This is a genomic window from Gloeocapsa sp. PCC 7428 (assembly GCF_000317555.1).
Classification (GTDB): domain Bacteria; phylum Cyanobacteriota; class Cyanobacteriia; order Cyanobacteriales; family Chroococcidiopsidaceae; genus Chroogloeocystis.
Window position 1 is genome coordinate 137,706 of sequence record NC_020051.1, and the last position, 11,277, is coordinate 148,982.

General features: G+C 45.5%; 11 protein-coding genes. 9 read left to right on the forward strand and 2 right to left on the reverse strand.

The genetic code is table 11. The features are described 5' to 3' along the window. Window positions 1-51 precede the first annotated feature (51 nt). The 8 genes from GLO7428_RS25205 to GLO7428_RS25245 all read left to right on the forward strand — a co-directional run bounded on the left by GLO7428_RS25205 (window position 52) and on the right by GLO7428_RS25245 (window position 7,014). The gene (locus GLO7428_RS25205) at window positions 52-2,658 is read left to right on the forward strand and encodes a DEAD/DEAH box helicase (RefSeq protein WP_015328626.1); all 2,607 of its coding nucleotides are present in this window, start codon (window positions 52-54) and stop codon (window positions 2,656-2,658) included. A gap of 224 nt (window positions 2,659-2,882) precedes the next feature. Continuing rightward, window positions 2,883-3,320: a hypothetical protein gene (locus GLO7428_RS25210; RefSeq protein ID WP_015328627.1), complete on the forward strand. Its 438-nt coding sequence runs from the start codon at window positions 2,883-2,885 to the stop codon at window positions 3,318-3,320. Window positions 3,321-3,490: 170 nt separating this feature from the next. After that, complete coding sequence (locus GLO7428_RS25215; protein ID WP_015328628.1) at window positions 3,491-3,679, forward strand: hypothetical protein; 189 nt, start codon at window positions 3,491-3,493, stop codon at window positions 3,677-3,679. After that, entirely contained in the window at window positions 3,679-3,906 is a 228-nt protein-coding gene (locus GLO7428_RS25220; RefSeq protein ID WP_015328629.1) for a hypothetical protein, read from the forward strand. The genes GLO7428_RS25215 and GLO7428_RS25220 overlap by 1 nt, the downstream gene beginning before the upstream one ends. 193 nt (window positions 3,907-4,099) lie before the next feature. Next, window positions 4,100-4,729 carry a hypothetical protein gene (locus GLO7428_RS25225; protein ID WP_015328630.1) on the forward strand — a complete coding sequence of 210 codons (630 nt, stop codon included), beginning with the start codon at window positions 4,100-4,102 and terminating at the stop codon, window positions 4,727-4,729. A gap of 238 nt (window positions 4,730-4,967) precedes the next feature. Further along, window positions 4,968-5,699, forward strand: coding sequence for a nucleotidyltransferase family protein (locus GLO7428_RS29325; protein WP_015328631.1), 732 nt, complete (start codon window positions 4,968-4,970; stop codon window positions 5,697-5,699). 7 nt (window positions 5,700-5,706) lie between these two features. Beyond that, window positions 5,707-6,453 carry a DUF86 domain-containing protein gene (locus GLO7428_RS27140; protein WP_071882464.1) on the forward strand — a complete coding sequence of 249 codons (747 nt, stop codon included), beginning with the start codon at window positions 5,707-5,709 and terminating at the stop codon, window positions 6,451-6,453. Between the two features lie 195 nt (window positions 6,454-6,648). Beyond that, entirely contained in the window at window positions 6,649-7,014 is a 366-nt protein-coding gene (locus tag GLO7428_RS25245; RefSeq protein WP_015328633.1) for a hypothetical protein, read from the forward strand. Window positions 7,015-7,031: 17 nt separating this feature from the next. Here the strand turns inward: GLO7428_RS25245 and GLO7428_RS25250 are convergent, their stop codons facing one another. After that, window positions 7,032-9,002 (reverse strand): type IV secretory system conjugative DNA transfer family protein, encoded by a 1,971-nt coding sequence (locus tag GLO7428_RS25250; RefSeq protein WP_015328634.1) that lies wholly within the window; start codon window positions 9,000-9,002, stop codon window positions 7,032-7,034. A 171-nt stretch (window positions 9,003-9,173) separates the two neighbouring features. Here GLO7428_RS25250 and GLO7428_RS25260 point away from each other — a divergent pair, with 171 nt between their 5' ends. Next, on the forward strand, window positions 9,174-10,259 hold the full coding sequence (locus tag GLO7428_RS25260; protein WP_015328635.1) for a DUF5895 domain-containing protein: 1,086 nt from the start codon (window positions 9,174-9,176) through the stop codon (window positions 10,257-10,259). 236 nt (window positions 10,260-10,495) lie between these two features. On the opposite strand, the gene GLO7428_RS26350 is transcribed toward GLO7428_RS25260, so the two are convergent. Continuing rightward, window positions 10,496-11,257, reverse strand: coding sequence for a hypothetical protein (locus GLO7428_RS26350; protein ID WP_015328636.1), 762 nt, complete (start codon window positions 11,255-11,257; stop codon window positions 10,496-10,498). Between the last annotated feature and the right edge of the window lie 20 nt (window positions 11,258-11,277).

Genomic DNA, 11,277 nt, shown 5'->3' on the forward strand with positions numbered 1-11,277 from the left:
CCCCCTTATGGGGATTTTTTTAGTAGTTAAAGAAAATGCTAAAAAATCCCCATGTCAACACCTAACTATGGCGCTCTGCTTCAGAGCTTTTGGACTCCTGCCACCCAACCCATTCCAGAAAATTCAAGCTTATCCCAAACAACAGAACCAGCAGATATTGCTGAATTTCTAGGCGACGATCTACTTTGGCAGACCACCACAAAAGCTCAAGAACCCACTCTGCGAGACATTCCAGGCGACTTGCCTCCTGAACTGACAAACGCCCTCCACGAGCAGGGAATCAATCGGCTTTACTCGCATCAACTCAAAGCCCTGCAAGCAATTCGAGCTGGGAAAAGCTTAATTTTGACTTCCCCAACCGCCAGCGGTAAAACCTTGAGTATTTATCCTGGCATGATTGAGGGTTGCATGCAAGGACATCGAGCATTGGTGTTTTATGGGTTTAAAGCATTAGCAGCAGACCAGTACAATAAGGTTTCTAGCCTTCTAGCTAAAATCCCTCAGAAAGTCAGACCCAGGCTGGGAATGATTACGGGCGATGTCAAAGAGCAAGACAAGCGAGCGGAGATTTTAGCTAGCAACCCTCATATCTTGGCAGTTACGCCAGAGCTAATTCATTTCCAACTACGGCAAGCTTGGAAATCAGAAGGATGGGCAGGTTTTTACAGCAAGCTGAGGTATATTGCATTTGATGAAGCTCATACTCTTTCAGGCAGCTATGGGGCGAATATGGCGTGGCTCATTCGTCGCATCAAACTAGCAGTAGATCGCTACGGCGGAGACTCGAAGCAGCTGCAATTCATTTTCTTGAGTGCAACTTGCGGCAACCCCCGTCAGCTTGCCCAAAAGCTTTCTGCCCTGAAGCCAACTAAACGCGACCTCAAACCCATTATTTGGATTCGCAAGAGCGGAGCAGCAGTCCCTCCCAAGCGAATTGTAGTAACTCACCCCAGTCACAATCTTACTGCTGACACCGCTCGGATTATTCAATTCTTGCTGTCACAGGGTAAGTCGGGGATCGCGTTTTGTAATTCGCGCAGAAGCGTGCGAGAGCTAACGGGTTTGCTGAAATCTGCTAAGGTGTCTGCATTCTATAGCGGCATCACGCCAGAACGTAGAGCTGAGGTGGTAGAGCAACTTCAAGCTGGAACTATCCAATGGATTGTTGCCACAGATGCCCTCGAAGCTGGAATCGACCTACCTGAATTAGAGTGCTGCGTACTTCGGGGTTGGCCTGGGTCAAAAAAATCTTATCAGCAACGAGCGGGCAGAGCTGGACGACAAGCGCCTGGATTGACGGTGCTAATTCTCAATGCCCTCAACCCTATCGACCTTTATGTGGCAGAACACCCTGAAATGCTGGTATCTGGGGAAGCAGAAGAAGTGTCTTTCAATGACGAGTATCCCATCTTTGCCGCCAAGCACCTCATGTGTGCGGCAGCAGAAACAGGCATTCCCACAGACAAGATTAAGCACTACTTTGGCAGTGCTGCGGTTGAAGTCGCGAAACTGCTCCTGTCACAGGGACATCTCAACAAAGGTAGGAATGGGCTATGGACGAAAGGCAACCCTCATATTGACATTAATTTTCGCGGCGGAGCTACTCAAAGCACGATAAAGTTGGTAGATGCCGAATCAGGGGAAGAACTGGAGGAAGTCTCTCTTGACATTGCCTATCGAGAGGTTCACCCTAGAGCAATCTACAAACGACAAGATATTGATGGAAAAATGCTCGCATACAATTGCATATCTTTGGATTTGCAAGGTCGGCGGGCAATCTTGAAGCAGGCGGCAGATAACTCCTTATATACAGTTGCTAACACCGAATTTGAAACTAGCAGCATCAAACTCCTAACCGATCCAGTGCAAGTTCCCTTGCTCTTGCCCCAAGAACTACACGAATGCGATCGCGAACAAAAGAAAGAATTTACCCCTGCGATGAAGCTGGAACTCAGCTTTGGACAAGTCAGCTACATCACCAGTGGCTATAGCTTGATGAATCAAATCTACGAGCAAACTTGCTTAAACAAGCGATGCCTGAGCTACAAAGAGCCGCTGCCAGGGAAACGTCAATGCCCATCTTGCGGCAAGGCAACTCGTAAAGCCATTATTACTGAGACGTTGGCAGAAGAAAACTTTGAGCAGCCTTACCGAGTGCAGTTCTCTACACCAATGGTGAAAGTGATTTTGAATCAACAAGCCCAGGCTGCGATCGAACAAGTTGCTAAAGCCACTCGCCTTAGCTTGAGCCGTACTGGGCTACCCATTCCACCAGGCTATCAACAACTTTGGGAGCATCCCAGTAATTTGATTGCGTTGCACAGTTTCGGGCATCAAATCATGCAGGCATTGCAACTGGTTGTACGGGCTGACCCCAAAGAAGTGAATTTTGCCACTTCCAAAGAACTGGGAGAAACTTCCATCTATGTGGGCTATTTCTACGATGAGGCGGACGGTGGTAATGGTGCTTCAGAAGCTGTGTTCAAGCAATTGCCTGAACTTGCTCGTGCGGCAGCTGCGATCGCCCGCAGCTGCGATTGCTCAACTGGATGTGCCAAGTGCCTGATCCAACATGGTTGTCCGGATGGTAACACTGCATTGCTCAAGCAGTTGGGGTTAGTTTTGCTGGAGGCGATCGCCCCTCCTAGCCCTAACTAGCATTGGTGGAAGTTCCGCTACTGCTGCTTACTTACTTATTAGGAGTGAAAGGAAGCTGTTACTACAGATACTTGTTGAACTGCTGATCTCTACATCATTTTCGTTCGCTACTCTACCTGAATCATCGAATCACAACCCTTTGTTAAGCGTTACGACAGAGGTCAAGACCATCACAAAGGGCATCGATGCGAATTATTAAATCATCGGCATTAGGAGGTTTCAAGATGTCTGCAATCCAAGACTTTCTGACATTTGTTATCGAATTTATCGCTATGTTTTCGTTTCTAGCTATGGTTGTAGATTACATCGTAAGACCCTATCATACAACGCTACCCATGCAGCCACGCTTAAAAACAGACTGCTGCCAAAGTATTTGTTGTGATGCTAACTTTACTAAAGCAGGCGTTGATCCACAGCCGCAAATTGCCACATTGGACTGGCTTTTATCGCAAATTACCTTAGTAGATGAGATTGCTGATGCGCGTGACAAAGACGTTATCGAACTAGCAAAAGTTCGGGCGATCTCACTCGTAAAGCCGCCCCGACTTGATTATGCGGCTATGACCGTTCAAGAATTGAGAAGTTTAGCTAGAGGCAAGGTTAGAGGATTTATGCAAATGAAGAAAGCCCAACTAATTGAGGCACTCGCTGCCACTGCGTAAAAATTGTCCCTTGCACTGTAATTAACAGTAAATGGTTAGCTCCTACATTTAAGTTTAAAAGAAAGGCAAGTACCTAGACACAAACACCGCGTTCTCATTCCAGCCCTAAGGTAAAAGCTTAAGAAGTAGGGATACAAGCGCGGTTCAGCTAACATGGAGGAAAGACAAATTTGCCGACAGTAGAACAAGCTTTCGCCTGCATGCGAGTGTGTCAAATGCTCTCAAACAGCTACCGAGCTATTTATGTATTTCGATATGACACAAGGAGACAAATTGTGTACATCCAAGCAGGCACCGAAGTACAAACTGACGAAATTGAAGTAGAAATTCCTCAAGGCGGACTTTGGAGATTCATCTGATGACAAAACCAAACTTTAAAGAAATGAGCCGCGCTGACCTCAGAACTTATGTGACAGATCATCGAGATGATGAAGAAGCATGGGATGCTTTTTTTGCAAAGATAGAACAGGAGAGAAGCCCTGATACCAAGTGGTATCCAGCACCTTTAGATGAGGAGAGCATCAGGATCGGGGAAGAAGCCATTCGCCAGAAAATTCAGGAAATCGAAAATAGGAGATCGCGCTAAAAACGAAAACTAGATGAGAACAGCAGAGATGATTGTATCAAGCACTCTATCTGCTTGCTAAGTTATTTACTACTTAATGATGCTACTTGTTAACTTACTAGCTGGAAATTGAATTTCCAGCTAGCTTTTTAATTTTCTAGTTTGTAGCCGCAGCTACCGCTCTTGGGATGGACCGTTTAAGATCAGCCCATTAATGTCATTAATTACCATCCCTCAACTTAACCAAATAATTGCTAAGAACCGACTTCTACCCGTTGTAAAAGATGATAATGCAACCAAACAAGACGAAGCTAATTTTCAGCTTGTCATGAAACAGATGTTTCTAGGGCTACCCGTTGAACCCTTGTTAAGGGTTCACCCACACATGGGGCGCTGGATGCGTCAGATGAAAAAACTTGCTCCCGAATTGTTTCAACCCAAAAGGAAACTACTGATTGATACCCAGATTGTTGCACCTCTTGCCGAGAACGCATTTATTCAAGTTCATACTAATCTGGGGTTCAGGCGTGGCATTCCTAGGCTCTACGAGTGGGCAGTTCGCCGTCCAAAGTTAATTTGGCAAGACAGAATTAAGCTGTGGGCAGCGTGCGAGCAATACTCTGTGTCCCCCCAGCTAGTGCAACTTATCATCTTAGCCCTACATCCCTCCAAACCAGTTTGTAGAGTGAAGATAGGTTGGAACCAAGAGCAACACGCTCAAACCCAGCTATGGTTGAGTCAGATCGTTAACCAGTCCCTTGAAGAAACCCCAGTACGACCACAAGTTGAGCAGTCTATAACACCAATGCTAGACTTGGAAACGATCCCAGAGGTTACAATCTAGTTTGGCAGCACGGCACACTCTCTTAAAGACCCAGACCAATGCTAAACGCTTTCGCCAACACAACTGCAAGTGTATGCTTCAGGGTCGTGCTGGGAGCGTTACTAGAAAAGCTGAGCGGTGCGATCGCCACCGCCGATTCAACTTCTTAATTCCAGTTTTGCTCTAGCTATTAGCCCCAGGCACGACTTAGGTTGATTCACGGAGTACGAACAACGAGTAATAATTAAAAATCGCAGTTATGAACCCTGTTGAAAAGCCTCAAAAAGCTCCAAAGCAAACAAGCATTCTAGAAGTTGCTGCCTCAAACACTCTACCTTCAGCACAAGCAGAGCTAAAACCGTTGAGTGCGGAGGAAGCGATAATCAAGCTTGTGAGTTTAGCTCCCGATTACCCCAAGTTTAGCATCAAATCACTAGCAATATTTGGCTCCGTAGCACGGAACGAAGCTCGACCTAATAGCGACGCCGACGTAGATATTTTAGTAGAATTTTTTACTGAGCCGACATTTGATATGTACATAGATTTGAAACTACACTTAGAAACACTACTCAAAAGAAAAGTAAATTTAACAGATTTAAAGATGCTCAGACCAGAAATTATTCCAAAGGTTATGGAGGATGCTATTCCTATTAACTTAGTTCAATTTGATAGGGAAAGCCAGCCTCAAAATCACAGTATTCCTAGCCCAGAAGAAGTGATAATTTCAATTATTAGAAACTCCGAGCAGATTGCTCAATTTGGAGTAAAAGCTATAGCACTATTCGGCTCTGTAGCACGGGACGAAGCTCGACCAGATAGTGATGTAGACATCTTGGTGGAGTTTGAAGGAACGCCAACTTTTCGGAACTATGTAAAACTCAATCGCTATCTAGAAGACTTATTAGGGAGAAAAGTTGATTTAGTTGATTGGGATACGCTCAGACCAGAAATTCGTTCTAATGTAGAAAAGGACATCATCCCCATTGCGTGATTACAGATTGTATTTAGAAGATATTATCAAAAGCATTAATAAGATTCAGCGCTACACTTGCAGTATGAGCTTTGATGACTTCATAGCTGACGAACGTACTTTTGATGCGGTGGCTCGCAATCTAGAAATAATTGGGGAGGCTGTTTTAAACATACCCAAAGAAGTATGCGAACGCTATCCAGAAGTTGAGTGGCAAGACATTGGCAGATTACGAAATCTCTTAGCTCATGGTTATTTTAAAGTAAGAGAAGCAGTAATCTGGGATATTGTGCAAAATGACGTTCCGCTCTTGCAAGAACCAGTTAAGCGGATTTTAAAGCTAGAAAGTACGCCAGAATCGATGGCTAGCACAGAGTCCACTCAAGTATCATACAAACCTCAACGATCTATAGAACAACAATCAAGCTCTACAGATTTTAACACTAGATCCATATACCCACCCCAACGGGAACGAGCAGCAGCGATCGTACCTATTGCTCGCCGTTTATTAGAAGCAGGGCGTGCTCCCTACGCTTTGGTTCCGACTCAAGAAACCGGTCCAAGTCTAGAAGAATTAGAAACAAAAGATTACAAGCTGACGCTCGACAATCAAGCAAAAACCTTGCTAATTTCTGCCATAGACGAACGTGGAATATTGATAAAAGTTAATCTGGCAGAGCCAACTGAAAAATTAGAATTAGCTAAGAATCTCACGCCTAAAGATGTTAATAAGTGGTTGCAAATCAAACAGGATTTGGATAAGCGATCGCAATAAAAAAGACTCAACAACAATTAGACTTGTCAAATTCTCCAGCAAAACTGCACCAAGCATTCAACCAGACAGCACAACACCTACAGAGTCTAGTAGGATTACCGCTTTGATTGCTAAAAACTGCGACCTGTTGCCGCATTGCTGCTAAATAGATAGTAAATTAAAAGATGCACCAGCAAAACTGTTTTAACTAAAGCAATGCGACAAACCACTCAAACCACTCAACCTGTTCGAGTTCAGCAGTCTGTTTTAGTCAAGTGGATTGTCAAAGGTCGTAGCCTCATGGTGCAAAACCGAGTTCTTAATGTAACTAACTGTCAAATTGTTTTCTATCCACAAGCGTTGACAGAACTAGTAAAAGGAGATGTGGTCGAATCAGTGGAGTTTTGGTATCGCTATCCAGTTGCAGGTGCAACTTTATGTATCCCAAACCCTGAAACGGGCTTGCTTCGTCCTGCTAAAAGCACAGAGTTATTCAAGGTGAGCAATAGTCACAAGCAATGGGTTGTTCAATTTACAGGCAAAACAGCACGGATAATTCGCAGGCTCTACAAGCAGCTTTAACCTACTAGAATGATTTTCTAACTTGCTTCTTGTCCAGTGTCAGGTGCGATGAAGTCTAGAGCATTAACATTAGAGCGTGGAGTGCGCTCAGCCGAAAATCGTTTTGGTGTAGTCCCCCGTGGTGGTGCAGCTGAGGGTGGTGGGGTTTGACTGCCCTCTTCTGGTGGATCAGGCAACAACTTCTTGGCGTGTTCTACCCGTAAAAGCAGTTCTCGTGTGAGTTTTTCCGGATCGGGTGGTGGCACTCGTCTTGAGAGCGCAGGTCGCACGTGAGAATCCCACAACTGCTCGCACTCTTCTGCTCGTGTTTCATCTGACTTAGGAACCGGAATTTTCAGTGCGTAAGGAACCGAACCCTCTTTACCTACTCGGTAACCAGGGTTGGTAATCACGCACCAACCTTCAGTGAACTTCAAGATTTGGTCTACCGTAAATAGAGGAATTTTTTGCAGTGACTCGTTCCAGCTTACCGACTGCGAGTTTGCCGAGCTACTTGTAGAGCGATTTTTCAGCTTAATTTCTTTTTCCCCGTACCGCTTGGAATACTCTTCAGCGGTTTTAGCATCGCCAGGGTTGAAGAGGATGTGAGTAGAACATGCCGATGCGATCGCAGCGCCCATCTTCTCTCCGTAAGTTTCGTAGAGCTGGTTGAGCGACTGAATTCCTAACACGAAGCAACCGCCATTAGAACGGTACTCGTTAATCCACTGCGGCAGCTTATCCAACTTAATTGACGGTAACTCATCTAAGAAGATGGCGAGCGGGTCGCGTCGGGGTACAGACAAGTTGGAAACAATGCACAAGTGAATAGCTGCTGCTAACAACGGTCCAATCACTGTGCGGCGTTCGTCATCGAGTTTGAAAATAATCAGCTGCTTGCCTTCAATCCGTTTTGGAATTGTAGAACTGCCCATAAATGCGTGCAGCAGGTCAGCCTGGATGAATGAAGAAAAAGTACCTGTCGCCGTAGTCTGAATGCCTGCAACAGTTTTCTCAGCATCCTTACTTGATAAAAATTGGTTGAAACTGGTTGCGATCCATTCGTCAATTTGTTTTTGTTGCACGGCATAGTCTAAACGTTTGACTAGTCCAGGCAAGCGCAGAATCGCATAAAGCATCGCCATGTCATGAAACTTGGCTTCAGGGCTTTTCACTAGCTGAAGTAAGCCTTTAGCTAGCAAATCCCCAGCTTTAGAAAAGAATTCATCTGTTTTACCGCCACTTGATGCATTGCGGTTGATGACCTGCGCTAATTCTCCTGCCATGACGGAGTCTCGTTCATCTCGCAGGAAGTCTAACGGGTTAAGGATATCGCTAAACGGTTCGCCAGGAGCAAACACAAATACTTTATAGCCATAGCGGGCAGCCAAGGGTGCGTGCAACCGCATTTGGTCTCCTTTCTTGTCGTAGATTATTGTGGGTATCCCTTGAGCAAACGCACTTTCGATCGCTCGATCAATGCAGCCAAATGTTTTACCAGAACCTGGCGCACCAATCGCAAGCATACTCCGCTGGGCATCGGGGAGCCAAACCGTAGGCGATACCCCTAGCATAGTTTGTAGTCGAGCAACGAATCCTTTACCTGTACCATTCCACCAGTAGCGAGGCATACCACACCACAGAGTCATGCGGTTATGGGCAGGCTTTTTTGGTGAGCTAGGCTCAGATTTTTTAGTCTTAGAACTAGTTGGTTGGACAGCATTTTCAGTTTGCGTTCTAGCAGAACGATTGTAAATTTGCAAATCCCGAACAATGTTTATTTGCTTGAGTGCCAGATTAGTCGCTGAAAGCTTTTCTGAAATACCTGCCAGCCGTCCAGTGGAAATCTTGCCCTTAGTGCTACCTGCCACGCGGAAGAGCGCCACTAGAAACAGCAGTCCCCCAATCATAGCCAAGCCTTCAGGGGTATTGTACTTTTGAAATATTTTGCCTAAGTCAATTGACGCCAGCGTTGGAGATGGCGCGACTTCATAAGTCAGATGATTCACGGTAGTAAAAAAACTTTTGTTGCTAATTATACCCAGTATTAATCATGATGCACTTCCTGCACGTAAAGCTTTGTTGAAATTTTGATAATCATAGCAATACTGCGTGCATTCAGTTAAGCGATCAAATTAACGGCTAACGCCTTTTTATTAGGCAGAATTACTAGCATAAATATGGCTCGAACCAGCAAATCAACCTCCAATCGCTCTGTACGCAATAATTCGGCAAAGCCATCAGCAAGAGCCGCATCTTCTGGTGCATCCCAAGCCCAATCGAAGCAAGCATCAAAGCCTAAACCCAAAGCGGCTAAAGTCGATCCCAACTACCAGCTTTCCCCAGAAGTACTCGGTGAAGAACACAACGAAGTTCATCCCCCCGATATGGCTTATGGCATTGTAGTTAATGATGAACCAGCTGGCATTCTCATCCCGCTCGATCAGTTGGAGGAAGCAGGTTGGACCAATCTCCCAGATGAAGATGACTTGACCACCTGCAAATTCGGCAAGAACCGAGTCACGGGACTGTTCCTCACCCAAGCCCGCGTGTTAATTCTGGGCAAACGTAAGGATTACATCCAAACAAAATCAGAGGGAGACGAGTTACCTGAGTTCGTCGGCTTTTACGATGAAAAACGAGATGACTACGATCCAGAAACGATGGAAATCCGCTCGGATTATGCCTTTATCTTTCTGGATGATGACAACCAACCCCTGCACACTGTTGCTGCGATCAAAATTAGCTGGCGCAAAATTGCTCGTAAGGAATTCAACAAAGCCATCCGCAAGTTCAGACGACAACTGGAAAAGGCGTTTGTGGACTACTGTACCAAAAAGAAAATCCGAAATGCGTCCAGCAAGCCAATTACTTATTCTGGCAAGGGCGATGCGTGGCACGCCTGTGCTATCCTCGACCTCGAATTCGTAGCTGAAGACCGAGGCTCAGACCAAACTCATCCCTGTTGCATCACTGTCATTCGTAACAAACCTTCTTGGAAAACCTTTGAGGAAATCTTCTACTTTGGTAGTGTCAACGCCTATCAGCAGCTAACAAGCCAGCGAGAGGAGATTATTGGTTTCATTGAAACTTCATCTCCTGTTCCGGTACTGCCTTCTAGCTCCAGCGAGCCAGAAGTAGCAGACTCAGACGAGTTTGATGAATCTGACGATGACTTCCTCGATGTAGAAGCCGAAGAGGTGCTTGACAACGATGAAGGGGATGAAGACGACGATGAGTTTGACTTCGAGGAGGACGAAGACTAACTAGCACCGTTTAGTTAATTGGTTGTGGAAGGGCTTTCACAGCCAGTTAACTTCAGGAGAGTTTTGCTGCTGAGCGATCGCCACATTTATTTTGCTACTGACTCCTGCTTTAACCATCTTCAAAAGAGAGTAACGCGCTTTTGTGGAATGATTATTACAATGTCAACTAAGCCCCCAGTTTATCGTGGGAGAACGTGAATTGTGCCCATACAAATGAATGACTTACTTAATGTAAATTAACGAACTGTACTTGAATTGCGTGAATAACGCGATTTAGAAGAAATTGGGGATGGAGATTTTGTAGATGTTGAATTGGCGTTTTTCAACAGTACGCCATCAACAGTTTGGTACTGCTGCCCGTTAAAGCACAGGTGAGTTTGGCGCACGAGCTGTTGCTGCGTTTTGTCAAGCTGAACCACTTCTAAGCAAGGCAACACTTGGTTTTGTTGAGGTAGATCGCTAGCTTTAAATAAGGCTTGTCCATTCGGTAAATTGGGATCGAGGTAAACTGAAAAAACCTGAGTGGCTGGCTGATTTTTCCTTAACCACACACCGCTGTAGAGGCATCCTAATGCGCCACACAAGTCTGGCGTGTTGAAGTTGAGTACAACTAGTTTACCGTCACTGCCATTGACTTTCCAGCCTTGCATTGACTGAACGAGCTGCCCAACCGCTTTCCCACTTAATGTACTGTTTTGAGCAATGACTTGCTCTAACACGGGTTCAGGGACTAACGCGGCTGCTTGTTGCCAAGGAACACCACCGGCACCTACGCTGCATCCAGTGAGTCCTAACAGAGAAGAAATCAACAAAAAGAGTCCTAGCCCGATCCGAAACCACCAAGCAAACCGCTTCAACCAAATAGGAGGTAGGGGTAGCTCGCTGCTGGTTTCGTTGGTTTTGCCCTTGCTAGAAGCTAACACCAGTTCAGCAGAAACAGGCTGTGTTGCAGCATCAAATGGTTGTAAATTTAGCGATATCTGCGATTGCTGAGACATAATCGTTTGGAGAAAGGTAA

Excerpts from the sequence above, each read along its gene's own strand:
- GLO7428_RS29325 (WP_015328631.1), top strand. The coding sequence starts at position 4,968 with ATGAACCCTGTTGAAAAGCCTCAAAAAGCTCCAAAGCAAACAAGCATT.
- GLO7428_RS25210 (WP_015328627.1), top strand. The coding sequence starts at position 2,883 with ATGTCTGCAATCCAAGACTTTCTGACATTTGTTATCGAATTTATCGCT.
- GLO7428_RS25245 (WP_015328633.1), top strand. The coding sequence starts at position 6,649 with ATGCGACAAACCACTCAAACCACTCAACCTGTTCGAGTTCAGCAGTCT.
- GLO7428_RS25205 (WP_015328626.1), top strand. The coding sequence starts at position 52 with ATGTCAACACCTAACTATGGCGCTCTGCTTCAGAGCTTTTGGACTCCT.
- GLO7428_RS25260 (WP_015328635.1), top strand. The coding sequence starts at position 9,174 with ATGGCTCGAACCAGCAAATCAACCTCCAATCGCTCTGTACGCAATAAT.
- GLO7428_RS26350 (WP_015328636.1), bottom strand. The coding sequence starts at position 11,257 with ATGTCTCAGCAATCGCAGATATCGCTAAATTTACAACCATTTGATGCT.
- GLO7428_RS25220 (WP_015328629.1), top strand. The coding sequence starts at position 3,679 with ATGACAAAACCAAACTTTAAAGAAATGAGCCGCGCTGACCTCAGAACT.
- GLO7428_RS25225 (WP_015328630.1), top strand. The coding sequence starts at position 4,100 with ATGTCATTAATTACCATCCCTCAACTTAACCAAATAATTGCTAAGAAC.